Genomic DNA, 25,733 nt, shown 5'->3' with positions numbered 1-25,733 from the left:
GGCACTCTGCGCACCCGAGTGCCAGAGACCCCCCGGTCAGTGTACGGCCGGGTAGTACGCCGGGGGCAAGGGCGGCCCGCCAGGGTAGCGTCGCGGCATGGACGTACGTTGGGAAGAGGCCGGCTGGGAACGGCTCGGCGAGCGGGCGGGCCGGCGCCGACTGCCGGTGTGGGACTGCACGGTGGGACTGGTGGTGGGGGACGAGTCCGTCCTGCTGATCGACCCCGGTTCGTGCCTGCGGGAAGGCGCGCTGGTGCGGGCCGAGGCGGAGCGGCTGACGGGCCGGCGCGTGACCCATATCGCATTCACGCACGGACATTTCGACCACGTGCTGGGCGGGGCGGCCTTCGCGGGCGCCGAGGTCTACGGGGCGGTCGGACTGGACTCCCTGCTCGCCGGGGGCCGGGAGGCCCTGCGGCAGTCCGCCGTACGGCACGGGCTGGACGAGGCGCAGGCCACGGAGGCCGTGGAGCTGCTCGTGCTCCCCCGCCACCCGGTGTCGGGCGAGTGGACGCTGGAGCTGGGCGGGGTCCAGGTGCTGCTGGCCAATGTGGGGCCGGGGCACACGGGCCACGATCTGGCGGTCTTCGTGCCGGGCGAGCGGGAGGTGGTCTTCTGCGGGGACCTCGTGGAGGAGTCCGGCGAGCCGCAGGCGGGACGCGACGCGGTGCCGGCCCGCTGGCCCGCGGCCCTGGACCGGCTGCTGTCGCTGGGCGGGGAGGACGCGCTGTACGTGCCGGGTCACGGAGCGGTGGTCGACGCGGGCTTCGTACGTGCGCAACGCGCCACACTGGCAGCGCGTTTCGGCGTGTCGGAGGCATGACGGCCGCGCCTCTCCTAGTGTCGGCCGGATGCGCGAGTACTCCCCCGACCTGACCCCCCAGTGGAAGCGCCCCAAGGCCGTGCCGGAGGTGGCGGCGGAACCCGACCTGGTGGTCGAGGTGGCCGGTACGGACTTCTGCGGCGCGGTGGTGGCCTGCGAGGCGGGCACGGTGACCCTGGAGGACCGCTTCGGCAAGCGCCGGGTCTTCCCGATGGAGCCTCGCGGGTTCCTCCTCGACGGGGCGGTCGTCACCCTGGTCCGCCCGTCGCGCGGACCGGCGGCTCCGGCCCGCACCGCGTCCGGGTCGATCGCCGTCCCCGGGGCCCGGGCGCGGGTGGCGCGGGCGGGCCGGATCTACGTGGAGGGCCGGCACGACGCCGAGCTGGTGGAGCGGGTCTGGGGCGACGACCTGCGCATCGAGGGCGTGGTCGTGGAGTACCTGGAGGGCATCGACGACCTCCCGGCCATCGTGGCGGAGTTCGCCCCGGCCGCGGACGCCCGGCTGGGCGTGCTGGTGGACCACCTGGTGCCGGGCTCGAAGGAGTCCCGGATCGCGGCCTCGGTGGCCTCCCCGCACGTCCTGGTCGTGGGCCACCCGTACGTGGACGTCTGGCAGGCGGTGAAGCCGTCCGCGCTGGGCATCGCGGCCTGGCCGGTGATCCCGCGCGGCGAGGACTGGAAGACGGGCATCTGCCGCGAGCTGGGCTGGCCGGAGAACACGGGCGCCGCCTGGCAGCACATCCTGTCCCGGGTGACCTCGTACCGCGATCTGGAGCCCACCCTGCTGGGCGCGGTGGAGCACCTGATCGACCACGTCACGGCCTGACCGGCCACGACACGGCCTGGGACCCACCACGTCCGCCTGGACCGGCCACGTCACGGCCTGGCCGGCCCCGTGACCGCCGGTGCGGGGCCGCCGCAGCCTGCGGCGGCCCCGCACCGGCGGGTCAGTCGACCAGGTCCCGGACCACGGCGTCGGCCAGGAGCCGCCCCCGCAGGGTCAGTACGGCGCGGCCGGCCTCGTACGGGCCGGGGGCCAGCAGGCCGTCCGCCAGGGCCCGCCGGGAGGCCTCCAGGCCCGCCTGGGCCAGCAGGGACAGCGGGACGCCGTCCACCAGCCGGAGCTCCAGCAGGATCCGCTCGACCCGCCGGTCCTCGTCCGACAGGAGCTCCCGGCCCGCGCCCGGGGACCGCCCCTGCGCCAGCGCGGCCGCGTACGCGCCGGGGTGCTTCACGTTCCACCACCGCACGCCGCCCACGTGCGAGTGCGCACCGGGCCCGGCGCCCCACCAGTCGGCTCCGCGCCAGTACAGCTCGTTGTGCAGGCAGCGCCCGGCCTCGGTCGTGGCCCAGTTCGACACCTCGTACCAGTGGTAGCCCGCCTCGGCCATCACCGAGTCCGCGATCAGGTACCGGTCGGCGTGCACGTCGTCGTCCGTCATCGGGACCTCACCGCGACGGATCCGCCGGGCCAGCTGGGTGCCCTCCTCCACGATCAGCGCGTAGGCGCTGATGTGGTCCGGCCCCGCCCCCAGCGCGGCGGCGAGGGACGCCCGCCAGTCCTCGTCGGACTCGCCGGGCGTGCCGTAGATCAGGTCCAGGTTCACGTGCTCGAACCCGGCCGCCCGCGCCTCCGCGACGCACGCCTCGGGCCGCCCGGGGGTGTGCGTGCGGTCCAGCACCTTCAGGACGTGCTGCTTCGCGCTCTGCATGCCGAAGGAGATCCGGTTGAACCCGCTCTCGCGCAGCTCCGCCAGGTACCGCGGGTCCACCGACTCCGGATTGGCCTCGGTGGTGATCTCCGCGTCCTCGGCCAGCCCGAACTCGTCGCGGATCGCCGCGAGCATCCGTACGAGGTCCCCGGCGGGCAGCAGCGTGGGCGTGCCGCCGCCGACGAACACCGTCCGGACGGCGCGGGGGTCGTCACCGAGGACCTTGCGCGCGAGGCGGACCTCGTCGATCAGCGTGTCGGCGTAGTTCTCCCGGGAGGCGAGCACGCCGCCGGTACCCCGCAGCTCGGTGGCCGTGTAGGTGTTGAAGTCGCAGTACCCGCAGCGCGTGGCGCAGTACGGGACGTGCAGGTAGAACCCGAGCGGCCGGTCCCCGGCACCCGCCAGGGCGTGCGACGGCAGCGAGCCGTCTTCGGGCATGGGGTCACCGTCGGGCAGTGCGGAAGGCATGGGCCCATTGTCCCGCACTGCCCCAAGGTCGTTTACGGGGCCGGGCGCGGGGTCCGCCCCGACCGCCCGCCCCCGTCCGCTACGCCTCGTTCGCGCCCGCGTACATCTCGTCGATGAGGTACTTGAACTCGCGCTCGACGACCGGCCGCTTCAGCTTGAGGCTCGGGGTGAGGTCGCCGTGCTCCACGTCCAGGTCGCGGGGCAGCAGCCGGAACTGCTTGATCGTCTGCCAGCGCTGGAGGCCCTCGTTGAGCGTCTGCACGTAGGTCTCGATCAGCCGGACCGTCTCCGGCGCGGCCACGACCTCGGCGTACGTCTTGCCCTCCAGCCCGTGCTCGGCCGCCCAGCCCAGGATGGCGGGCCCGTCGAGGGCGATCAGCGCGGAGCAGAAGTTCCGGTCGGCGCCGTGCACCACGATGCTGGAGACGTACGGGCAGATCGCCTTGAACTGGCCCTCCACCTCGGCCGGGGCGACGTACTTGCCGCCCGAGGTCTTGATGAGGTCCTTCTTGCGGTCGGTGATGCGCAGGTAGCCGTCGGGCGAGAGCTCGCCGATGTCTCCGGTGTGCAGCCAGCCGTCGGCCTCCAGCACCTCGGCGGTCTTGTCCGGGAGCCCGTGGTAGCCCTGCATGATGCCGGGGCTGCGCAGCAGGATCTCGCCGTCGTCGGCGATGCGGACCTCGGTGCCGGGGAGCGGCTTGCCGACGGTGCCGGTGCGGTAGGCCTCGCCGGGGTTGACGAAGGAGGCCGCGCTGGACTCCGTCAGGCCGTAGCCCTCCAGGATGTGGATGCCCGCGCCGGCGAAGAAGTAGCCGATCTCGGGGGCCAGGGCGGCGGAGCCGGAGACGGCGGCGCGCAGCTTCCCGCCGAAGGCCTCGCGGAGCTTGGAGTAGACGAGGGCGTCGGCGACCTTGTGCTTGGTGGCGAGGCCGAAGGGGACGGTGGCGTTGCCGGTGCGCCGGTAGTTGTCCTGGCGGACCTTGGCGTACTCGCGGGCGACGCCCGCCGCCCACTTGAAGACCTTGTACTTGGCCCCGCCCGCGGCCCGGGCCTTGCCGGCGGCGCCGTTGTAGACCTTCTCGAAGATGCGCGGTACGGCCGCCATGTAGGTCGGCTGTACGACCGGCAGGTTCTCGATGATCTTCTCGATGCGGCCGTCGACGGCGGTGACGTGCCCGACCTCGATCTGGCCGGAGGTGAGCACCTTGCCGAAGACGTGCGCCAGCGGCAGCCACAGGTACTGGACGTCGTCCGCGGAGATCATGCCGGTCGCCACGGTGGCCTTGGCCATGTACGACCAATTGTCGTGCGGCAGCCGCACGCCCTTGGGGCGGCCGGTGGTGCCGGAGGTGTAGATCAGGGTGGCGAGCTGGTCGGCGGTGATGGCCGCGATCCGCTCCTTCACCGCCTCGGGGTGCTTGGCGAGGTACTCCCTGCCGCGCGCCTCCAGGTCCGCGAGGGAGAGCACCCAGCCCTCGGGGTCCCCGTCCGCCGCGACCGCGTCCTCGCCGTCGATGACCACGACGTGCTGGAGGCGGGGCAGGTCGGCGCGGTGCGCGCGGGCCTTGGCGAGCTGCTTGGCGTCCTCGGCGATCAGTACCCGGCTCTCGGAGTCGGCGAGGATGAACGCCGACTCCTCCCCGTTGGTGCTCGGGTAGATGGTGGTGGTCGCGGCGCCGGCGCACATCACGCCGAGGTCGGCCAGGATCCACTCGACCCGGGTGTTGGAGGCGAGGGCGACCCGGTCCTCCGACCGGAGGCCGAGGTCGGCGAGACCCGCGGCGATGGCGAACACCCGCTCGGCGGCCTGTCCCCAGCTGAGCGACTTCCAGTCGTCGGGTCCGCCCGCGGCGCCGGCCGCGGTCACCGGATAGCGGTAGGCCTCGGCGTTCGGCGTGGCCGCGACGCGCTCAAGGAAGAGGGCCGCCACGGTGGGCGGGCGGTTCTCGATCAAGGTCTGTGTGTCGCTCACGACATCCTCCGGACCGGTCCACGCGGCAGTGCGTGGGCGTGGGGCGCTTGGGACTGGCGGGGTGGGGACCTGCGCGTTACGGCTGGCGAGTTTGTGACTGGCGAGTAACCATCAAGCAGTGATCAGACTAGAGGCCGCCCGCCCGACACGTAAGAGGCGGCGAGCGGCCGCTTCATAACGAAACGGGCCCCCATGCGTGCGCATGTGGGCCCGTTTGTCACGACTTGGGGCAGGGGTGCTTCTTGACCCGCCCTTTGCGTCCGCCTGGTCGGGCGGCCGCCGCGGCTACTTCTTCTTGCCGGATTCGTCGCTGGAGAGGACGGCGATGAAGGCCTCCTGCGGGACCTCCACGGAGCCGACCATCTTCATGCGCTTCTTGCCTTCCTTCTGCTTCTCCAGCAGCTTCCGCTTACGGGAGATGTCACCGCCGTAGCACTTGGCCAGCACGTCCTTGCGGATGGCGCGGATGGTCTCGCGGGCGATGACCCGGGAGCCGACGGCCGCCTGGATCGGCACCTCGAAGGCCTGCCGCGGGATGAGCTCGCGCAGCTTGGCGACCAGGCGCACACCGTAGGCGTAGGCGGCGTCCTTGTGCGTGACGGCGGAGAAGGCGTCGACCTTGTCGCCGTGCAGCAGGATGTCGACCTTGACCAGGCTGGAGGCCTGCTCGCCCGTGGGCTCGTAGTCCAGCGACGCGTAGCCGCGCGTCTTGGACTTCAGCTGGTCGAAGAAGTCGAACACGATCTCCGCGAGAGGCAGCGTGTAGCGGATCTCGACCCGGTCCTCGGAGAGGTAGTCCATGCCGAGGAGCGTGCCGCGGCGGGTCTGGCAGAGTTCCATGATCGCGCCGATGAACTCGGTGGGCGCGAGCACGGTGGCCCGTACGACCGGCTCGAACACGTCCGAGATCTTCCCCTCGGGGAACTCGCTCGGGTTGGTGACGGTGACTTCCTTGCCGTCCTCCAGGACGACCCGGTAGACCACGTTGGGCGCGGTGGCGATCAGGTCGAGGCCGAACTCGCGCTCCAGGCGCTCGCGCACCACGTCCAGGTGCAGGAGGCCGAGGAAGCCGACGCGGAAGCCGAAGCCCAGCGCCGCCGAGGTCTCCGGCTCGTAGACCAGCGCGGCGTCGTTGAGCTGGAGCTTGTCCAGGGCCTCGCGCAGGTCGGGGTAGTCCGAACCGTCGAGCGGGTACAGGCCCGAGAAGACCATCGGCCGCGGGTCCTTGTAGCCGCCGAGGGCCTCGGTCGCGCCGTTGTGGAGGCTGGTGATGGTGTCACCGACCTTGGACTGACGGACGTCCTTCACGCCGGTGATGATGTAGCCCACCTCGCCGACGCCGATGCCGTCGGACGGGGTCATCTCCGGGGAGGAGACGCCGATCTCCAGCAGCTCGTGGGTGGCACCGGTGGACATCATCCGGATGCGCTCGCGCTTGTTCAGCTGGCCGTCGACCACACGCACGTACGTGACGACGCCCCGGTACGAGTCGTAGACCGAGTCGAAGATCATCGCGCGCGCGGGCGCTTCCTTGACGCCGATCGGGGCCGGCACGGTGGCGACGACCTTGTCGAGCAGCGCGTCCACGCCGAGACCGGTCTTCGCCGAGACCCGCAGCACGTCCTCGGGCTGGCAGCCGACCAGGTTCGCCAGCTCCTCGGCGAACTTCTCCGGCTGGGCGGCCGGCAGGTCGATCTTGTTCAGGACCGGGACGATCGCGAGGTCGTTCTCCATCGCCAGGTACAGGTTGGCGAGGGTCTGCGCCTCGATGCCCTGGGCCGCGTCGACCAGGAGGACCGTGCCCTCGCACGCGGCGAGGGAGCGCGAGACCTCGTACGTGAAGTCGACGTGACCGGGGGTGTCGATCATGTTCAGGATGTGCGTGCTGCCCTTGCCCGGGCCCTCGGTGGGCGCCCAGGGCAGGCGGACCGCCTGCGACTTGATGGTGATGCCGCGCTCACGCTCGATGTCCATGCGGTCGAGGTACTGGGCGCGCATCTGCCGCTGGTCGACGACGCCGGTCAGCTGGAGCATCCGGTCGGCGAGGGTCGACTTGCCGTGGTCGATGTGCGCGATGATGCAGAAGTTGCGGATCAGCGCCGGGTCGGTACGGCTCGGCTCGGGCACGTGGCTGGGGATCGCGGGCACGCAGTGTCCTGATTCTCGGGTCTCAGTCGGAAACGAAGTCTCTATATGTGCAGACTCCCATGGTCCCATGGACAGGGCAGTGCGCTCGGTTTGGGCTGTCCCGAGCGTGCCTGGTAGCCTGAGCAGCTGTGTCTCGTATGGCCTCTCACCGTCCGGGACACAATCCGAAGATCAAACTCTGAACCTGAAAAGGCTCTTTCGTGGCGAACATCAAGTCCCAGATCAAGCGGAACAAGACGAACGAGAAGGCGCGCCTGCGCAACAAGGCCGTCAAGTCCTCGCTCAAGACCGCGATCCGCAAGGCCCGCGAGGCCGTCGCCGCGGGTGACGTCGAGAAGGCCACCGTGGCTTCCCGCGCCGCCTCCCGCGCGCTCGACAAGGCTGTCTCGAAGGGTGTCATCCACAAGAACGCCGCCGCCAACAAGAAGTCGGCGCTGGCCACCAAGGTTGCCACCCTCCAGGGCTGAGCTCCTGATGTGATCGCCGGGTAGGGATCAAGCGGGCCCTCTCTCCCGCTCCTGACCGGCACTCCGCGCCGCACGCGAAGCGTTCGCCACGCGGGTGCGGCGCAACCAAGAAGTATCCGAAGGCCCCGGCCTCCACCCTTCCCCAGGGTGGTGGCCGGGGCCTTCGTCTTGCCCGTGCGGTGGCAGTGCGTTGTCCGTGCGTTGCCGTTCGTCGCCCCCTTCCGGGCCGACCCCGCGCGCGGGGTCGGGCTCACCGTTCTCGCGGCGGGGCGAGGGCCGCGAGAACGGTGGCCGTGAGCGCTTCCGGGGCCTCCTCGGGGGTCATCCGCCCGGCCTGGACCTCGGCGGCCGCCGCGTGGACGAGGCTGTAGACGACGCTGACCAGCCAGTCCGCGGAGAGGTCCGCCCGCACCTCGCCCGCCTCCCGCCCGCTCAGGATCAGGCGCCGCACCGGGGCCAGGATCCGGTCGTGGCGCTCGCGGAGCCGTTCGGGCGGGAGCGCCGCGGAGACGGCGGAGAAGACGGCGGAGTGCCGGTCGAGGAGCCGCCACGAGGTCCGCATCAGCCGTGCGAGGTCCGGCTCGCCCTCCCCTTCCCCCTCCCCCTCCATGGCGGCGGCGGCCTCGTCGACCGCGCGGTCGAGCGCGGCGTCGAGGAGGGCTTCGCGGGTCGGGAAGTGCGAGTACAGCGTGACCCGGCTGACGCCGGCGGCGCGGGCGATGGCGGTCATGCTCGCCTGCGGATCGGCCAGGAAGCAGTCCAGGCCGGCGTCGACGATCGCGGCGGTGTTGCGCTCCGCGTCGGCGCGGCGGCGGGGTCGGTGGGCGTCGGAGACCATGCCCTCAAAGTTAACACCCCTGTTCACATTCGAGCGGTCGGCCTGCATACTCGATCCCTAACACCACTGTTAACCTTCTAAGGCGGCCTTGCCATGCCCGAACGCCACCACCCGCCCCACGCGGCCGACCCGTCCCCCGGCCCGTCCCCCTCAGCCGGCCCGCCCCACGCAGTCGGCCCGTCCGGCCCCGCGGCCCCGGCCGACCCGGCGCACCCGCACCGCCGGGGGCTGCTCGCCCTCCTCTGCATGGCCCAGTTCATGCTCATCGCCGATGTGACGGTGGTGAACGTGGCGCTCCCCGCCATCGGCAGCGACCTCCGGCTCTCCTCCTCCGGCCTCACCTGGGTGGTCACCGCGTACACCCTGTTCTTCGGCAGCCTGCTGCTCGTCGGGGGGCGGCTGGCCGACCGCTTCGGGGCCGCGCGGATGTTCCTGACCGGGCTGACGGTCTTCACCGCCGCCTCGGCGGCCTCCGCCCTCGCGGCCGGCGCAGGCACCCTGATCGCGGCGCGCTCCGCCCAGGGCATCGGCGCGGCCCTGCTCTCGCCCGCGGCGATGTCGCTGGTCATGACCCTGTTCCAGGGCCCGTCCCGGCATCGCGCCCTCGGCGTCTGGGCGGCGATCGGCGGCGCCGGCGCGGCGCTCGGGGTCCTGCTCGGCGGGGTGCTCACCGACGGGCCCGGCTGGCGTTGGATCTTCTACGTGAACCTCCCGGCCGGGGCGCTCGCTCTGATCGGCGTCCCGCTGCTGCTCGGCCGCCCGCTGCGCTCCCCCGGCGCCTGGGGAGCACACCGGCGCCCCCTGAACGTGCCGGGAGCGTTCCTGCTGACCACGGCTTCGGCCGGCCTGGTGTACGGCCTCACCGAAGGCTCCTGGCCCTGGCTCGCGGGCGCCGCGGCGGCGGGACTCCTGCTGGCCGCGACCGAACGCCGCTCCCGGGATCCGCACTCCCCCCAGGGCCTGCTGCCCGCCTCCCCGCACGGCCGCCGCGCCCTGCTGGGCGGCAGCGCCGTGATGCTGGGGGCGGCGGGCCTGCTGGTGGCGGGCTTCTACCTGAGCTCCCTGCACATCCAGCACACCCTGGGGCGCAGCCCCCTGGTCACCGGGCTGGCCTTCCTCCCCGTCGCGGTCGCGGTCACCGCGGGCGCGCATCTCGGCTCGGGCGCGGTCGGCCGCTTCGGCTGGCGCCCGACCGGGGTCACGGCCTTCGCCCTGGCTGCGGCCGGCGCGGCCCTGGCCGGGACCGGGGGGCTGTGGTCGGGGCTGGTCCCCGGCTTCGCCCTGCTGGCCCTGGGTCTGGGCGCCGCGTTCGTCTGCGCGACGACGGCCGCCCTGAGCCAAGTGCCCCCGGACCAGACGGGCCTGGCCTCCGGCCTGGTCTCCACCTCGCACGAACTCGGCGCCGCCGTCGGCGTGGCCGCCCTCGCCTCGACCGGGTTCCCCGTGGTCGCCGTCCCCGCCCTGGCCCTTGCCCTGGCCGCCGCCCTCCTGCTCCCGCCGGGCCGCCCGGATCCCTCGGCCCCGCGCGCCATGGCCCACTGACCCGGGCCTGCCTAGGGTGGGTCGGTGACCGGTACCTGGAACTCCACCGACGCGGGTGTCCTAGGGCTTCCCTCGGGGCGGCTGGTGCGGGGCCGCGCGCTCCGCAGGCCCCTTCCGCCCGGGCCGGAGCCGGCCTACGCCGTGTACCTGCTCGGGGCGCGGCCGCCCGCCGTCCCCTGGCAGGCCGAGTGGCTGCGCTGGCCGGACTTCCGCCTCCCCGCCGACCGCCCCCAGGCCCGGGCCGTCCTCGCCCGGGCCTGGGAGCGCGCCGCCACCGACCGCGTCGAGATCGCCTGCGCCGGGGGACGCGGCCGCACGGGCACGGCTCTGGCCTGCCTGGCCGTCCTGGACGGGGTCCCGCCCGGCGACGCGGTGGACTTCGTGCGCCGGAACTACCACCCCCGGGCCGTGGAAACCCCGTGGCAGAAGCGCTACGTCCGCGGCTTCGAGCCCCCGCCCGGGCACCCGGCGTAGGCCGTCCCGTACCACTCGGCCCGAATCAGCGGCCGCCGGACAACGGCGATGCACCGCACCGCACGGCACCGCACCGCACCGGACAAGCCGGGCTGCGACGACACGGCCGAGGCCCTGTCGCCGAAGTCGCTCCCCCAACTACCCCCGGAAGGTGCCCCAGGGCCCGCGCTGCCCGGCCCTCACCGCGCCGCGGTCGTCGGGGCGCCCCGGTACGTCCAGCACGCAGGCGCCCTCCGCCTCGCGAGGCTTCCCCTCGGCCCTCCGGGCCGCCTGGGGAGACCCCATGGCACCGGACGGACGCGGGCTTCACCGGCAAGACCCGAAAGAGACGGCCTAGCGCTGGTTGGGGCGGGCGGCGCGGGCCACCGCCACCACCGCCTTCTCCAGTGCGTACTCGGGGTCGTCGCCGCCGCCCTTCACACCGGCGTCGGCCGCGGCCACCGCGCGCAGGGCGTCCGCGACGCCGTCCGCCGACCAGCCCCGCATCTGCTGCCGGACCCGGTCGATCTTCCACGGCGGCATGCCCAGGTCCCGGGCGAGGTCCCCCGGGCGGGCCCCGCGCGGGGCGGAGGCCAGTTTGCCGATCGCCCGGACCGCCTGGGCCAGGGCGCTGGTGATCAGGACCGGGGCCACCCCGGTGGACAGGGACCAGCGCAGGGCTTCCAGGGCCTCGGCCGCCCGGCCCTCCACGGCCCGGTCGGCGACCGTGAAGCTGGAGGCCTCGGCCCGGCCGGTGTAGTAACGGCCGACCACGGCCTCGTCGATCGTGCCCTCGACGTCCGCGCACAGCTGCGCCGCGGCACTCGCCAGCTCCCGCAGGTCGCTGCCGATCGCGTCGACCAGGGTCTGGCAGGCCTCGGGGGTGGCCGAACGCCCCAGCGTGCGGAACTCCCCCCGCACGAACGACAGCCGGTCCGCGGCCTTCGTCATCTTCGGGCAGGCGATCTCCCGCGCACCCGCCTTGCGCGCCGCGTCCAGCAGCCCCTTGCCCTTGACGCCGCCGGCGTGGAGGAGGACGAGGATGATCTCCTCGTAGGGCGCCGCGAGGTACGCCTTGACCTCCTTCACCGTGTCGGCGGACAGGTCCTGCGCGTTGCGCACGACCAGGACCTTGCGCTCGGAGAAGAGCGAGGGACTGGTCAGCTCGGCGAGCGTGCCGGGCTGCAGCTGCTCGGAGGCTAGGTCCCGCACGTCGGTGTCGGCATCGACGGCACGGGCCGCCGTCACCACTTCCCGCACGGCACGGTCGAGCAGCAGATCCTCCTGCCCCACCGCGAGGGTGAGCGGGGCGAGCGGATCGTCGGTGGAGTTCTTCCTGGTGGCCATCGCCTCCAGCATCCCACGCCGCACCGACAGTCCCCCGCGCCGCAGTCCCCCCAGCCGCAGTCCCCCCGGCCGCGGTCCCCCTCGCCCCGGCCCCTCTCACCACATACCTGAGAATGGTCGGGTGAACGTGCGACATGTACTCGTCCTGCCCGACCGCGACACCGCCGAGGAAGTGGCGCAGGAACTCGTGGACCGCTTCGGGCTGCCCGAGGAACCCCAACTCGTGCGCGACGCCCTCGCCGGTGAGGACGACGCCGAGGACGCCCAGTGGCTGGTGGTCGTCGAAGACCCGGACGAGCGGTTCGACGCGACCGGACTGGACGACCTCGCCGCCGAGTACGAAGGCTGGCTGGAGGCTCCCTGAGCCCCGCCGTCCGGGCCCTACGCCTTGTGCACGATCTGGACGTCCAGCTCCACTTCCACGCTCGAACCGATCGCGGCGATCCCCTGGGCCAGCATCGACTGCCAGTTCAGCGTGAAGTCCTCGCGCTGCAGTTCGGCCGTGGCCCGGCACGCCGCCCGGGGTTCGCCCTCCAGCCCCGTGCCGTGGCCCAGGTACTGGGTGTCCAGGGTGACGGTGCGGCTCACCCCGTGCAGGGTCAGCGCGCCCGCGACCGCCCAGCGGCTGCCGCTGCGGTGGATGAACCGCTCGCTGTAGAACTCCACCGTCGGGTACCGGGCCGCGTCCAGGAAGTCGGCGGAGCGCAGGTGGTCGTCCCGCATCCGCAGTCCGGTGTCGATGCTCGCCGCGTCGATGATCACGTGCATGGAGGAGTCCTCCATGCGCTCGGCTATCCGCACCGCCCCCGCGAAGGTGCTGAACCGGCCGTGGATCCGGGCGAAGCCGATGTGCCGGGCCGTGAAACCGATCGACGAGTGCGTCGGATCGAGCTCCCAGTGGCCGGGCGCCGGCAACAGCGGCGGCTCCACGGCGTCCAGCAGGATCTCCGCGGTGCCGGGCTGCGCCGGGTCCCCCACCAGCGTGGCCCCGTGGAAGGGCGCGTACCCCTCGGCGGTGACGGAGAGCCGGTACTCGCCCTCCGGCATGGCCGCGGTGAACCCGCCGTACGGGTCGGTCTCCCCGCTGACGACCCGTCGGCCGATCGGGTCGGTGACCTCGAACTTCGCCTGCCTGATGGGCTGATGGACCGTGTCGAGAACGCGACAGCTCAACAGCCGCGCCGTGGCCGGCAGGGTGAGCGTGGCGGACGTCTGTGAGCCGGCACTTCCGGCCGTTTCCAACCCCCGTCGGCGACCGAACATGGTTGATGCACCCCCGTGCTGTGTGGACTTGGACCGCTCTGGCGAAGACGCATTCGATCATGCTGTCGGGTTGCGGGCAAACAGAGTGGCTGCGCCCGGTATGCCCGCGCCGCTTCCGACGCCGTCCGGCCGGAAATGCCCGCATCCGCGGGCCGCTCCCGGAGACCGCCACCGACCCGTCGGTATCGGTCCGCAGCACGGTCGCTCCCGTCGACCGCAGCCGCGCGAGCGTATCGGGCGCGGGGTGTCCGTAGCGGTTTTTTGTACCTACGGGCACAATCGCGATCCGGGGCCGGACCCGGTCCTGGAGCCCCGGGTCCTGGTGCGCGGAGCCGTGGTGGGCGACCTTGAGGACGTCCACCGGACCCAGCTCCGGATGATCCCTCAAAAGAGCTTGCTGGGCGGGTGGTTCAAGGTCTCCCAGCAGGAGCAGGGTCACTCCGGAGGTACGTACCAACAGGGCCACGCTCGCGTCGTTGGGCCCCTCGGGCGGCGGACCACCGGCGGCCGGCCACAGCACCTGCCAGTCCAGCGGACCGGCCCGCCGCCGCTCCCCCGGCGCGGCGGTGACGACGGGCACCCCGGCGGCCGCGGCGGTCCGGCGCACGAACTCGGCCTGCGCCGCAGGTTCGTTCAAGGTGGTGGTCTGAATCACACCCACGGTGCGCCCCCGCAGCACCCCTGAGATTCCGCCCACATGGTCGGCGTGAAAGTGCGTCAGCAACAGCAGTGGGATCCTGCTCACACCCAGGGTGCGCAGGCAGTCGTCCACCGGCCCGGGGTCCGGTCCGGCGTCGACGACCACGGCCGTACCGGGGCTCACGGCGAGCACGGCGGCGTCCCCCTGGCCGACCGCGCACTGGACGTACGTCCAGTCGGGCGGGGGCCAGCTTTTGAATGTACGGATGAGCAGTGGCGGCCGCACCACGGCGAGGAGCAGCAGCACGGCCAGGGCGGAGCAGAGCCACCGCCGGCGCCCCCACCTGATGCACAGCCCCACCACGGCCAGGGTGGCGGCGGCCAGCAGCAGCCCGCCGAACAACCCGTCGGGCCAGGGCAGCTCCGCGCCCGGCAGCCCCGCCCCGGCCCGCGCCACCGCGGCGATCCACCCGGCGGGCACCCCCGCGCACCAGGCGAGCAGCTCCGCGGCGGGCATCCAGACCGGGGCCGCCGCGAGCGTCGCGAAGCCGAGCACCGTGGCCGGACCCGCCGCCAGCTCCGCCAGCAGGTTGCACGGCACCGCCACCAGGCTCACCCGGGCGGAGAGCACGGCGACCACCGGCGCGCACACCGCCTGGGCAGCGGCAGCCGCCCCGACCGCATCGGCGATCCCGGCCCGCACCCCGCGCCGTTGAAGCGCTTCGCTCCACCGGGGCCCGAGCGTCAGCAGAGCCCCGGTGGCCAGCACCGAGAGCAGGAACCCGTAGCTGCGGGACAGCCAGGGGTCGTACAGCAACAGCAGCAGGACGGCGCCCGCGAGGGCCGGGATCAACGACCTGCGCCGCCCGGTGGCGATGGCCAGCAGGGTGACGGCTCCGCAGGCCGCGGCCCGCAGCACGCTCGGCTCCGGCCGGCACACCACGACGAACCCCAGGGTCAGGGCCGCCCCGCAGAGGGCCGTCGCCCTCAACGACAGCCCGAGCCGGGGCGCCAGCCCCCGCCGCTCCGCACGCTGCGCGCCGGCCGGGGGCCCGATGAGCAGGAACAGCACCACCGTCAGGTTCGATCCGGAGACGGCCAGCAGATGCAGCAGATCGGTGGCCCGGAAGGCCTCGTGCAGGTCGGACGGCACCCGGGAGGTGTCCCCGACCACCAGGCCGGGCAGCAGCGCCCTGGCATCGGGCGCCAGCCCCTCGGTGGCCTCCCGCAGCCCCGCCCGCAGGGCCCCGGCGACCCGCTGCGCGGCATCCGGGCCGCCGGTCACCCTCGGCGGGATGTCACCGGCCGGTCGGAGCAGTGCCACAGCCCGCTCCCCTTCCCGGGCCGGCGCCAGCCGGGCCTCCACCTCGACCCGGGTCGAGGGCAGCAGCCGGGCCCAGCCCGGGTGCCCGGCCAGTACCCGGACCGGTGTCTGCACGCGGGTCGGCACACCCCCGGGGCCGGTCACCCGGGTCACCACCGCGTCCAGCGCCACGGCGGGCGGCCCGCTCCCGCTGCGGACGGTCCGGGGGTCCGAGCCGACGGTGAGCTCCACCGAGACCCGGCCGTGCTCCCCGGCCAGCCCCACCACGGGCCCGGCCCGCGCCTCGGCGCGCTGGAGCCCTGCCACCCCGGCCCCGGCGGCCGCGCACAGCAGGGCGGCGGCCACGGCCGTGCCGACCCCCCACAGCCGCTCCGGGCGCCTCCACCCGGCCGCCAGCAGCAACCCCGCACCGGCCACCGCCAGGCCCACCCCGGCGACGGTCCACCCGCCCGGCACCCCGAGCGCGACGGCAGCCGCCGCCCACGCGGCCCCGGCCGGCCCCACCAACCGAAGATCCACCGGCCCGGACTCCACGGACCGCAGACCCACGACCAGCCCGGACCCCAGCCGCCCAACCCCCTCAGGCCCCGACACCACAACCCCAGCCCCCTCGCGCCCCGACCCCAGCCGCCCGGCCCCCTCGCGCCCGGCCCCCTCGCGCCCGGTCACGGCCGGACCAGCGCACGCAGGTCGGAGAACCGCCGCTCACCGATGCCGTTGACCTGCCGGAGTTCCTCCACGGAGCGGAAGCCGCCGCGCGCCGTGCGGAAGTCGACGATGTGCTGCGCGAGCACCGGCCCGACCCCGGGCAGCCCGTCCAGCTGCGCGACCGTGGCACTGCCGAGGCTCAGCGGACCGGGACCCGGTCCCCCACCGCCCGGCGGCGGCTGCGCCGGAACGCCCACCACCACCTGTTCGCCGTCCACCAGCACCCGGGCCCGGTTGAGCCCGGAGGTGTCGGTGCCCGGCCGCACTCCCCCGGCGGCAGCCAGCGCGTCCTCCACCCGGGATCCCTGGGGCAGCCGCCGCACTCCCGGATCCCGGACCTTGCCGCTGACGTCCACCACCACCCGGGCGGCACCCGCTGCCGCGGAGGGCGCCGGAGCCGGAGCCACCACGGCGGGCGCCGTCACCGGACGCGGCCTGGCCGACCAGTACTGCTGGGCGGCGAAGCCGACCGCCGCGACCAGCACCACCGCCACGGCGGCCAGCGTCCTCGGCTCCACCGCGCACCGCGCCTGGAGCCACCCCGGCAACCGCTCCCGCACCGCGAGCCGCCGCGCGTCCCGCCCCTCCAGCCCGCCGACGACCCCGGCCACCCCGTCAGCCGGCCCCTCCAAGGGCTCCTCCGGGGCCTCGTCCACGCCCCCGAGCCCGACCCTCGCTTGGCCCCCCACCACAGACCGCGAAGAAAGCCCCGCCAACGACGCCACCACCGGCTCCGGAACCGGCACCACCCCCAAGTCCGGTGGTAATTCCGCCACCGGCCCCGGCCCCGACACCACCCCATCAGGCGGAGCCGTCAGGATCGCTTCGGCCCGGCGCCGCACGACCACAGGATCCGGCTGCGGTCGCCGCCGGTCCCGGAGCCTGCCGTCGGCCCGATGCCGGAAGCGGCCGTCGGAACCCCGGGCCCGGCCGGGCCCGCCAGCAGTCCCAGTCAGGGTCCGAGTCCGAGTCCGAGTCCGAGTCGGAGTCGGAGCCGGGATCCAACTTCGCGTTCGAGTTCGCGTTCGCGTTCGCGTTCGAGTAGTCATGCCATGACGGTATGGGCCTCCCCCGATCCCCGTTCGGAGGCATCAATTCCGGTGGATGAACGGCCCGTTGTGGATAACCCCGCCACTCGTTCCGGTGATCAGCGCGGCGAGACGACCGCCGCCAGCAGCCCCGGCCCGGTGTGCGCGCCGATCACCGCCCCGACCTCGCTGACGTGCAGCTCGACCAGCCCGGGGATCCGTTCCCGGAGCCGCTGCGCCAGCTTCTCGGCCCGCTCCGGCGCCGCCAGGTGGTGCACCGCCACATCGACGCTGCCGGAACCCGCCCGCTCGACGGCCAGCTCCTCCAGGCGCGCGATGGCCTTGGACGCCGTGCGCACCTTCTCCAGCATCTCGATCCGCCCTCCGTCCAGCGTGAGCAGCGGTTTGACGGCGAGGGCCGATCCCAGGAGCGCCTGCGCGGCCCCGATCCGGCCGCCGCGGCGGAGGTAGTCGAGGGTGTCCACGTAGAAGTAGGCCGACATCTCCGCGGCCCGCTTCTCGGCGGCGGCCACGGCCTCGTCGGCGGTCCCCCCGGCTTCGGACACCTCGGCGGCGGCCAGTGCGCAGAAGCCGAGGGCCATCGCGACCATGCCGGTGTCGACGACGCGCACGGGCACGGGTGCGGTCTTGGCGGCGACCACGGCCGCGTCGTAGGTACCGGAGAACTCGGCGGAGAGGTGCAGGCTGACGATGCCGGTCGCCCCGGCGTCCGCGGCCGCCCGGTAGGCCCGGACGAACTCCTCCGGGCTGGGGCGGGACGTGGTGACCGAGCGGCGCTTCTGCAGGGCCTGGGCGAGGCTGCGGGCCGAGATCTCGGTGCCCTCCTCCAGTGCCTCGTCGCCGAGCACCACGGTCAGGGGGACGGAGGTGATCCCGTGCCGCGCCATCGCCGCTTGAGGCAGGTAGGCCGTGGAATCGGTGACGATCGCGACATGGCGGGACATGAGCCGGAGGTTACCGCCAGAGCAGGCACTCCGGCAGCCTGGGGCCCGTGTCAGGCCCTTGCGGGTGGACCTGCGGCCCCGATCTGCGGTGCGGCCCCCGACCGGCGACCCCGCCCCGCCACGCTCCGCCCCGCCACGCCCCGACTCAGGTGGTGGGCTCCGGCCTGGCCGTCTTCTGCCAGGGATACCGCTCCGCCCGTGCTGCCGGGTTCAGCGCCGCCGGCTCGGCGGCCGGCCCCGAAGCCGGCGCCCCCGAAGCCGGCGCCCCCGAAGCCGGCGCCCCCGAGGCCGGCGGCGCCTCCGCGGCAGCCGACGGCCCGGTCGGCTTCGCGGAGCGCGCCTCAGCCGCGTCCCAGGCCGCGGCGGCGGCCGTCAGGTCGTCCACCGACTCGCGGGACCAGTCCCGCAGCGCCCCCGACTCGACCTCGATCTGTGCCGACAGGGCGGAGAGGTCGTCCTCCGCGAACCGGCGCGCGCGGTCACGCGCGGCCCACCGCAGCGAGTCCGCGGACTGGGTGATCTTGGCGGTGCGCTCCCGCAGCTCGGGAAGGCGCTCGGCGATCCGCTTGCGGTCCGGCTCCTGCTCCAGCCGCTTCAGCTCGTCGTCCAGCTCGTACCCGTGGGCACTGAGACGCTCGAACAGCGCGATCGACTCCCTGAGCGAGCCGTCCTCCTGCACTCCCCGGTACAGCGCCTGCTGCGTGGCCCGCATCGAGGTCCGCAGGTCCAGCCGCAGCTGTGCCAGCGCCGCCGGGACGCCCACCTGGCCGAGGCTCTTGGCCTTCAAGGTGGTGTCCTCCACGGTCCGCCGGGCCTGCGTGATCGTCCGGTCCACGCCTCGTTTCGCCGCGCCGACCGCCTTCACCGTGGCCCAGGCACCCAGCCCCAGGAAGGCGAACAGCATGAACAGGGCCAAGATGATGAGCACTGCGCCCGCCTCCATGAGGTTCCCTTTCCCCTGCTTCTTCCGTCCCCTCCACCGTAAACGCCACGGGCAGGCCGGGGGTTCCAATCGAACCCCCAACCTGCCCGTACGGGAACACCCCTAGTCGGAGCCCCCAGGCAGCGCCCACGCCGGGCGGGCCGCGTCAGATGACGATGTTCACCAGCTTCGGCGCGCGCACGATCACCTTGCGGATCTCCGCGCCGCCCAGCGCCGCGACGACGGCCTCGTCGGTCACGGCCAGCTGCTCCAGCTCGGTGTCCGAGATCGTCGGCGGCACCTCCAGGCGCGCCTTGACCTTGCCCTTGACCTGCACGACGCAGGTCACGGTCTCGTCCACGACGTACGCCGGGTCGGCCACCGGGAAGTCCTGGTGGACCACCGAGTCGCTGTGGCCCAGCCGGTGCCACAGCTCCTCCGCGATGTGCGGCGCCAGCGGCGCCACCAGCAGCACCAGCCGCTCGGCGACGGAGCGCTCCAGCGGGCGGCCCGCCTTCGTCAGGGCGTTGTTCAGCTCGGTGATCTTCGCGATGGCGGTGTTGAAGCGCAGGCCGGCCAGGTCCGCGCCGACTCCGTCGATCGCCTTGTGCAGCGCCCGCAGGGTGTCCTCGGCGGGCTCCGCGTCGACGACCGTGACCGCGCCCGTCTCCTCGTCCACCACATTGCGCCACAGGCGCTGCAGCAGGCGGTACTGGCCGACCACGGCGCGGGTGTCCCACGGCCGGGAGACGTCCAGCGGGCCCATCGCCATCTCGTACAGGCGCAGGGTGTCCGCGCCGTACTCCTCGCAGATCTCGTCGGGCGTGACGGCGTTCTTCAGGGACTTGCCCATCTTGCCGTGCTCGCGCTTGACGGGTTCGCCCTGGTAGAAGTACCCGCCGTCGCGCTCCTCGACCTCGGCCGCCGGGACGTAGACGCCGCGCGCGTCGGTGTACGCGTACGCCTGGATCATGCCCTGGTTGAACAGCTTGTGGAACGGCTCGGCCGAGGAGACGTGGCCCAGGTCGAACAGGATCTTCGACCAGAAGCGCGCGTACAGCAGGTGCAGCACCGCGTGCTCGGCGCCGCCGACGTACAGGTCGACGCCGCCGTGCGGGGCGTTCTCGCTGGGGCCCATCCAGTACTGCTCGACCGCCGGGTCGACCAGCGCCTCGGAGTTGGTCGGGTCCAGGTAGCGCAGCTCGTACCAGCAGGAACCGGCCCAGTTCGGCATGGTGTTGGTCTCGCGGCGGTAGCGCTTGACGCCCTCGCCGCGGCCCAGGTCCAGCTCCACGTTGACCCACGCCTCGTTGCGCGACAGCGGGGTCTCCGGCTTCGACGTGGCGTCGTCGGGCTCGAAGGTGCGCGGGGAGTAGTCCTCGACCTCCGGCAGTTCCAGGGGCAGCATCGACTCGGGCAGCGGGTGCGCGACGCCGTCCTCGTCGTAGACGACCGGGAAGGGCTCTCCCCAGTAGCGCTGGCGGCTGAACAGCCAGTCGCGCAGCCGGAAGTTGACGGTTCCCTCGCCGATGCCCCGCCCGGTCAGCCAGTCGGTGATCGCGGCCTTGGCCTCGACGACGCCCAGGCCGTCCAGGGAGATGCCGTCGCCCGTCGAGTTGACGATCGTGCCGTCGTACGAGGAGAAGGCGTCGTCCCACTCCGCCGGGTCGGCGTCGCGGTCGTCGGAGGGCGCCACGACGCAGCGCATCGGCAGCTCGAAGGCCTGCGCGAACGCGAAGTCGCGGGTGTCGTGCGCGGGGACGGCCATGATCGCGCCGGTGCCGTAGCCCATCAGGACGTAGTCGGCGATGAAGACCGGGACCGGCTCGCCGCTGACGGGGTTGATCGCGAACGCACCGGTGAAGACGCCGGTCTTGTCCTTGGCTTCCGCCTGGCGCTCGACGTCCGACTTGGAGGCGGCCTGCTTGCGGTACGCGTCGACGGCCTCGCCGGGGGTCGCGGCTCCGCCGGTCCACACCTGGCGGGTGCCCTCGGGCCACTCGGCCGGGACGATCTTCTCGACCAGTTCGTGCTCGGGCGCCAGCACCATGTACGTGGCGCCGAACAGCGTGTCGGGACGGGTGGTGAACACCGTGATGGCGTCGTCGCCGACCGCGAAGTCGACGCGCGCGCCCTCGCTGCGGCCGATCCAGTTGCGCTGCTGCAGCTTGATGGCCTCGGGCCAGTCCAGCGCGTCCAGGTCGTCCAGCAGGCGGTCGGCGAAGGCCGTGATCCGCATGTTCCACTGGCTCAGCTTGGACTTGAAGACGGGGAAGTTGCCGCGCTCGGACCGGCCGTCCGCGGTGACCTCCTCGTTGGCCAGTACGGTGCCCAGCCCGGGGCACCAGTTCACGGGCGCGTCGGAGGCGTAGGCCAGCCGGAAGTCGTTCAGGACGTCCGCGCGCTCGCCGGCGGTCAGGCCGGCCCAGGCGCGGCCGCCGGGCACCTCGCGGGAGCCGTCCTCGAAGGAGGCGACCAGCTCGGCGATCGGGCGGGCCTTCTTCGCGTCGGCGTCGTACCAGGAGTTGTAGATCTGCAGGAAGATCCACTGGGTCCACTTGTAGTAGTCCGGGTCGATCGTCGCGAACGAGCGGCGGCGGTCGTGGCCCAGACCCAGCCGGCGCAGCTGGACCTTCATGTTCTCGATGTTGGCCTCGGTCGAGACCCGCGGGTGCGTGCCGGTCTGCACGGCGTACTGCTCGGCCGGCAGGCCGAAGGCGTCGAAGCCCAGGGTGTGCAGGACGTTGTGGCCGGTCATCCGCTGGTGGCGCGCGTACACGTCGGTGGCGATGTACCCGAGCGGGTGGCCGACGTGCAGCCCCGCGCCGGACGGGTACGGGAACATGTCCATGATGAACTTCTTGGGACGCGCGACGACCGCCGCGTCCCCTGCCAGGTCACCGGTGGGGTTGGGGGCCTCGTACGTGCCCTGCGCGTCCCATACGTCCTGCCAGCGTGCCTCGATGTCGGCGGCCATGGCAGCCGTGTAGCGGTGCGCCTCGGCCGCCTCGGGGGCCGGGGTGTTCGTCTCGCTCATGATTTCTGAAGCTCCATCGATCGTCTCTGCCGTCTCTGCTGCCCAAACGAAAAAACCCCTCGCACAGGAGGGGGCGCCGCGCCGATGCCGACCGTCTCGAAGGGTCGGTACTGATCAGCGCGGCTCGGTAAGCAGAAGGCGTACGGCACGCATGGCGTCAGGGTACCGCAGCGGCCCCCAGGGGCGCTCGGTCGTTCCACGGTCCGGGCACGACGAGAAGCGGGCCACCCGATCCGGGTGGCCCGCTTCTTCACTGTGGAGCTAAGGAGAATTGAACTCCTGACCTCCTGCATGCCATGCAGGCGCTCTACCAACTGAGCTATAGCCCCTTGTTCTGCCTGCCGCTTCGGTTTCCCTTGCCGGTTCCCCTTGGCGACGTCCCAAACATTACACGGTCATGGCCCTGGTCCAAAAATCGGTTTCACCGACTCCGGGGCCATGTCCGAAAACACCCGATCCGTCACGCTCTCGCCGTTGTCGCGGTCGGCGCGGCCGTCACGCCCTCGCGAACTGGTAGAACCGCTTGAGCGTGCAGTGCTCGTCGAGCAGCCGGCCGTAGATCGGCTCCCCTTCCAGTTCGCGGTAGGTCTCGATCGGGTCGCCTTTTATGATCAGCGCCCGGGCGCATTCCTCGCACCAGTACTGGTAGTCGGGATTGACCGGGTCCATGTCCCGCACGATCGGCGTGCCGTTGTTGCACCAGTCGCACCGCCGCCGGTGTGCACCCATCCGTCAGCGACTCCCTCCCGCATCGGGCCGTAGTGTCCCCTCCGGCCGTCCGATTCTGCCATGCCGGTACGGGCCAGGTCAGCAAGCACAGAGGGGACAAACGCAAGGATCCCGCCCCCTGTTGGGGACGGGATCCTTCACTGTGGAGCTAAGGAGAATTGAACTCCTGACCTCCTGCATGCCATGCAGGCGCTCTACCAACTGAGCTATAGCCCCGCTCTCCGCGACGCTCCCCCCGTTTCCGGTGTTCTGCGCTGCGAACAAGAAGAACTCTAGCCTGTGACCAGCCGGAAAGTGAAATCCGGGTGGGAGCCTCCGCGAGCAGCGCTCAGTCGTCGTCGCCGAGCACCGGTTCCGGCAGCGTGCCGGCGTTGTGCTCCATCAGACGCCAGCCGCGCGCGCCTTCGCCGAGGACGGACCAGCAGCAGTTGGAGAGCCCGCCGAGACCCTCCCAGTGGTACGAGTCCAGGCCCAGCAGGCGGCCGATGGTCGTACGGATGGTCCCGCCGTGGCTGACCACCACCAGCGTGCCGCCTTCCGGCAACCGGTCGGCGTGGCTCAGCACCAGCGGCGCGGCCCGGTCGGCGACCTCGGTCTCCAGCTCACCGCCGCCGCGGCGGACGGCCTCGCCGCGCTTCCACGCCGCGTACTGCTCGCCGTACTTCCCAAGGATCTCGTCGTGCGTGAGGCCCTGCCACTCGCCCGCGTACGTCTCGCGCAGCGCCGCGTCGTGCAGCACCGGGAGGCCCGTGATCGCGGCCAGCTCGGCCGCCGTGGCGGAGGCCCGCAGAAGGTCGGAGGCCACGATGGCGTCCGGCTTCAGCGAGGCGAGCAGCCGTGCGGCGCGGCGCGCCTGCGCCACACCCGTCTCGGTCAGCTCGATGTCCGTGGACCCCTGGAAGCGGCGCTCCAGGTTCCACGAGGTCTGGCCGTGCCGCCAGAGGACGATCTTCCTGCCGGTCCTGCCGGAGCCGGACGACCCGGCCGCCCCGGCCGATGCGGTCGTGCCCGTGTCGGTCGCGCTCAGAACAGATCACCGTCCAGTTCGTCGTCACCGGCCGTCGCGCGCAGCTTGGCGTGCTCCTCGGCCTTGCCGATGGTGAGCTTGGCGTCCTCGGGAAGCTCGATCTCGGGGCAGTCCTTCCACAGGCGCTCCAGCGCGTAGAAGACACGCTCCTCGCTGTGCTGGACGTGCACGACGATGTCGACGTAGTCGAGCAGGATCCAGCGGGCGTCGCGGTCGCCCTCACGGCGCACCGGCTTGGCGCCGAGCTCCTTGAGCAGGCGCTCCTCGATCTCGTCGACGATCGACTTGACCTGACGGTCGTTGGGCGCGGAGGCGAGCAGGAAGGCGTCGGTGATCGACAGCACGTCGCTGACGTCGTACGCGATGATGTCGTGCGCGAGCCGGTCGGCCGCGGCCTGGGCGGCGGCGGTGATGAGCTCGATGGAGCGGTCCGTGGCGGTCACTGGCCATGCTTTCGGGTTGGCGGGCAGATCCTTACAAGGGTCTCATGTACCGCCGACACCGCCCGCGCGGAACGTTCCGCGCGGGCGAAATCACAGCTCAGGGACGTCTCCCGGCCCTCTCCGGGGCCTCAGGACGCCTTGTAGTCCTTGCCGAGGACCACCACGACGTCGGCGTTCACGACGTTCTCCGCCTTCTTGACGGCGGTCTCCGGCAGCCCCAGCGTCTTGGCCACCTCGACGGCCCGGTCCCGCTGGGCGTCGTCCTGGTACGTGATCTGCGAGGCCGCCGCCGTCTTGTCGGCCTTGCCGCCGTCGACGAAGGTGTAGCCGCCGTTCAGCAGCACGGCCTTCGCCGCGAGCTGCGTCTTCTCGTCCCCGGTGGCGTCCTTGAGGCCGACGCGGGGGCTGGCGCCGGGCTGCGCCGCGGTGAAGGAGCCGCCGAGGACCTCGTTGACGACCTTCTTGTTGGCCTCGTCCGTGAGGCCGCCGTCGGGCTTCACCCCGAGCACGTCGGTGCGGTAGGCGCCCACCTTGGCGTGCGCTCCGATCCGCGAGAGCAGGCCGCCGAGGTTCTGTGCGTTCAGCGCCGGGTCCAGGATCTGGCCCATGCTGTCGATCGTGGTGGCCGCCGCCTTCGGGTCGCTCGGGATCTTGCGCAGGACGGCGTACAGCACCTTGCCGAGGCGCTCCAGCTGCTTGGCCTCCGGCTCGCCCTGCCCCCGGTGGGTGGCGTACGCGACGGCCATCGCGCCGTTGAGGCTCTGCTTGGGGCCCTGGCCCACGGCCGGGGTCTTGGCCTGGTCGTCGGCCGGGACGGCGGTGTCGGTGTCGGCCTCGATGCCGCCGACCAGCTCGACCAGGCTTTCCAGGAAGGGGGTGTCCAGGCGCCACGTGCCGCCGATGTGGGTGCCCAGGACGGAGTCGAGGGCCTCGCGGGTGCCGAGCCCGCCCTCCTCGACGGACTTGCCGAGGGCCGTGCCCGTGCCGTCCGCCTTGGGGACGCCGAGGGTGTTCGGCAGCAGGACGGTGGCGCCCTGCTCGGTGGTGACGTTGTCGACGAGCAGCGCCGTCGAGGTGCCGCCCTTCTTGGTGTTGAGGACGTGCACGACGATCATGTCGCGCTTCTGCGCGCCGGCGGCGGACGCGGGGCTCTTCTTCGTACCCGGGCCGTCGAGGAAGGGCAGCTTGCCTGCGTACCAGAGGTAGCCGAGGCCGCCGACGACGAACAGGGCGAGGACAACGATCAGCGCGACCACCCTGTTGCGGCCGCGGCGGCGGATCTCCTCGCGGCGCTCGGTGCGGCTCTCGGTGAAGGCGAGCCAGTCGATGACGTCCTCGGACTCCTCGTCCGGCTGGTCGATGAAGGCGAACATCTCGGTGCGGTAGTCGCGGCCCGCCTCGGAGCCGTCGTCGGGCCTGCGCGGCTCGGGGACCTGTGCCGTACGGGGTTCCGGGGCCGGCTCGGGTTCCGGTGCGGGGGCCGGCGGCGCCTGCGGGGCGGTCTGCTGCGGGATCCACTGCTGGGTCTGCTGCGTGTCGTACCCGTACCCGGGGGCCGCGGCGGGGGCGTACTGGTCCTGGCCGTAGTCCTGCTGCGGGTAGCCCGGGGCGGCCTGCTGCTGCGGGTAGTACTGCTGCTGGGGCTGCTGGCCGTACGCCTGGTAGTCGTAGCCGTACTGCTGGTCGTACTGCTGGTCGTACTGCTGCTGTTCGTACGAGGGAGCGGGCTGCTGTCCGTACTGAGGAGCCGTGGCGGCGGACTGCGCGGGCGCCTGGCCGTACACCGGCTGCCCGTACGCGTCGTAGCCGATGAGCTGCTGCTCCTGGGCTGCGTGCGGATCGTACCGGTCGTGCGGATCCTGTCGGTCGTTCACCGCG

The 25,733-nt window shown here is 72.7% G+C and carries 20 protein-coding genes, 2 tRNA genes and 1 pseudogene; 6 read left to right on the top strand and 17 right to left on the bottom strand.

What is annotated here, in order from left to right; genetic code table 11:
* Positions 1-97: 97 nt before the first annotated feature.
* A complete protein-coding gene (locus ACZ4TG_RS12850) occupies positions 98-823 on the top strand; it encodes an MBL fold metallo-hydrolase (RefSeq protein WP_468161982.1) in 726 nt (241 codons plus the stop codon).
* Between the two features lie 28 nt (positions 824-851).
* Complete coding sequence (locus ACZ4TG_RS12845) at positions 852-1,649, top strand: DUF3097 domain-containing protein (protein WP_468161981.1); 798 nt, start codon at positions 852-854, stop codon at positions 1,647-1,649.
* Between the two features lie 121 nt (positions 1,650-1,770).
* On the opposite strand, the gene hemW is transcribed toward ACZ4TG_RS12845, so the two are convergent.
* The 3 genes from hemW to lepA form a co-directional block, all read right to left on the bottom strand.
* Positions 1,771-3,003 carry a radical SAM family heme chaperone HemW gene (gene hemW / locus ACZ4TG_RS12840; RefSeq protein ID WP_468161979.1) on the bottom strand — a complete coding sequence of 411 codons (1,233 nt, stop codon included), beginning with the start codon at positions 3,001-3,003 and terminating at the stop codon, positions 1,771-1,773.
* A gap of 79 nt (positions 3,004-3,082) precedes the next feature.
* Positions 3,083-4,975 (bottom strand): AMP-dependent synthetase/ligase, encoded by a 1,893-nt coding sequence (locus tag ACZ4TG_RS12835; RefSeq protein WP_468161978.1) that lies wholly within the window; start codon positions 4,973-4,975, stop codon positions 3,083-3,085.
* Positions 4,976-5,260: 285 nt separating this feature from the next.
* Positions 5,261-7,123, bottom strand: coding sequence for a translation elongation factor 4 (gene lepA, locus ACZ4TG_RS12830; RefSeq protein WP_468161977.1), 1,863 nt, complete (start codon positions 7,121-7,123; stop codon positions 5,261-5,263).
* 200 nt (positions 7,124-7,323) lie between these two features.
* Here lepA and rpsT point away from each other — a divergent pair, with 200 nt between their 5' ends.
* Positions 7,324-7,590 carry a 30S ribosomal protein S20 gene (gene rpsT, locus ACZ4TG_RS12825; protein WP_327161927.1) on the top strand — a complete coding sequence of 89 codons (267 nt, stop codon included), beginning with the start codon at positions 7,324-7,326 and terminating at the stop codon, positions 7,588-7,590.
* Positions 7,591-7,840: 250 nt separating this feature from the next.
* Here the strand turns inward: rpsT and ACZ4TG_RS12820 are convergent, their stop codons facing one another.
* Positions 7,841-8,428 (bottom strand): TetR/AcrR family transcriptional regulator, encoded by a 588-nt coding sequence (locus tag ACZ4TG_RS12820; RefSeq protein ID WP_468161976.1) that lies wholly within the window; start codon positions 8,426-8,428, stop codon positions 7,841-7,843.
* 93 nt (positions 8,429-8,521) lie between these two features.
* Between ACZ4TG_RS12820 and ACZ4TG_RS12815 the strand changes: the two genes are divergently transcribed.
* Together ACZ4TG_RS12815 and ACZ4TG_RS12810 are read left to right on the top strand one after the other, a co-directional pair.
* The gene (locus ACZ4TG_RS12815) at positions 8,522-9,970 is read left to right on the top strand and encodes an MFS transporter (protein WP_468161975.1); all 1,449 of its coding nucleotides are present in this window, start codon (positions 8,522-8,524) and stop codon (positions 9,968-9,970) included.
* 24 nt (positions 9,971-9,994) lie between these two features.
* Positions 9,995-10,444, top strand: coding sequence for a protein-tyrosine phosphatase family protein (locus ACZ4TG_RS12810; RefSeq protein WP_468161974.1), 450 nt, complete (start codon positions 9,995-9,997; stop codon positions 10,442-10,444).
* A gap of 333 nt (positions 10,445-10,777) precedes the next feature.
* Here the strand turns inward: ACZ4TG_RS12810 and holA are convergent, their stop codons facing one another.
* A complete protein-coding gene (holA, locus tag ACZ4TG_RS12805) occupies positions 10,778-11,770 on the bottom strand; it encodes a DNA polymerase III subunit delta (protein WP_468161973.1) in 993 nt (330 codons plus the stop codon).
* Positions 11,771-11,891: 121 nt separating this feature from the next.
* Between holA and ACZ4TG_RS12800 the strand changes: the two genes are divergently transcribed.
* Complete coding sequence (locus ACZ4TG_RS12800; protein WP_468161972.1) at positions 11,892-12,134, top strand: hypothetical protein; 243 nt, start codon at positions 11,892-11,894, stop codon at positions 12,132-12,134.
* Between the two features lie 17 nt (positions 12,135-12,151).
* Here the strand turns inward: ACZ4TG_RS12800 and ACZ4TG_RS12795 are convergent, their stop codons facing one another.
* From ACZ4TG_RS12795 to ACZ4TG_RS12740, 12 genes and pseudogenes are all read right to left on the bottom strand, one after another.
* A complete protein-coding gene (locus ACZ4TG_RS12795) occupies positions 12,152-13,033 on the bottom strand; it encodes a YceI family protein (RefSeq protein WP_468161971.1) in 882 nt (293 codons plus the stop codon).
* Positions 13,034-13,154: 121 nt separating this feature from the next.
* Positions 13,155-15,563 (bottom strand): annotated as a pseudogene (locus ACZ4TG_RS12790) (ComEC/Rec2 family competence protein); the annotation flags it as partial.
* A 98-nt stretch (positions 15,564-15,661) separates the two neighbouring features.
* The gene (locus ACZ4TG_RS12785) at positions 15,662-16,360 is read right to left on the bottom strand and encodes a ComEA family DNA-binding protein (RefSeq protein ID WP_468161970.1); all 699 of its coding nucleotides are present in this window, start codon (positions 16,358-16,360) and stop codon (positions 15,662-15,664) included.
* A gap of 491 nt (positions 16,361-16,851) precedes the next feature.
* Positions 16,852-17,697 carry a DegV family protein gene (locus tag ACZ4TG_RS12780; RefSeq protein ID WP_468161968.1) on the bottom strand — a complete coding sequence of 282 codons (846 nt, stop codon included), beginning with the start codon at positions 17,695-17,697 and terminating at the stop codon, positions 16,852-16,854.
* Positions 17,698-17,842: 145 nt separating this feature from the next.
* Complete coding sequence (locus ACZ4TG_RS12775; protein WP_468161967.1) at positions 17,843-18,640, bottom strand: hypothetical protein; 798 nt, start codon at positions 18,638-18,640, stop codon at positions 17,843-17,845.
* Positions 18,641-18,785: 145 nt separating this feature from the next.
* A complete protein-coding gene (gene leuS / locus ACZ4TG_RS12770; protein WP_468161966.1) occupies positions 18,786-21,656 on the bottom strand; it encodes a leucine--tRNA ligase in 2,871 nt (956 codons plus the stop codon).
* Positions 21,657-21,912: 256 nt separating this feature from the next.
* Positions 21,913-21,985, bottom strand: a tRNA-Ala gene (locus ACZ4TG_RS12765).
* 166 nt (positions 21,986-22,151) lie between these two features.
* Positions 22,152-22,385, bottom strand: coding sequence for a hypothetical protein (locus ACZ4TG_RS12760; protein ID WP_008738908.1), 234 nt, complete (start codon positions 22,383-22,385; stop codon positions 22,152-22,154).
* 143 nt (positions 22,386-22,528) lie between these two features.
* Positions 22,529-22,601 (bottom strand) — tRNA-Ala (locus ACZ4TG_RS12755).
* A 112-nt stretch (positions 22,602-22,713) separates the two neighbouring features.
* Positions 22,714-23,334, bottom strand: coding sequence for a histidine phosphatase family protein (locus ACZ4TG_RS12750; RefSeq protein WP_468162115.1), 621 nt, complete (start codon positions 23,332-23,334; stop codon positions 22,714-22,716).
* Between the two features lie 74 nt (positions 23,335-23,408).
* Positions 23,409-23,855, bottom strand: a complete 447-nt coding sequence (rsfS, locus tag ACZ4TG_RS12745) for a ribosome silencing factor (RefSeq protein WP_468161965.1) — start codon at positions 23,853-23,855, stop codon at positions 23,409-23,411.
* A 128-nt stretch (positions 23,856-23,983) separates the two neighbouring features.
* Complete coding sequence (locus tag ACZ4TG_RS12740) at positions 23,984-25,729, bottom strand: LCP family protein (protein ID WP_468161964.1); 1,746 nt, start codon at positions 25,727-25,729, stop codon at positions 23,984-23,986.
* Positions 25,730-25,733: the final 4 nt, after the last annotated feature.

This window comes from Streptomyces sp. NPDC028314 (assembly GCF_055565795.1).
The sequence above is the reverse complement of the archived record's forward strand: the minus strand, read 5'-3'. Positions and strand labels throughout refer to the sequence as shown.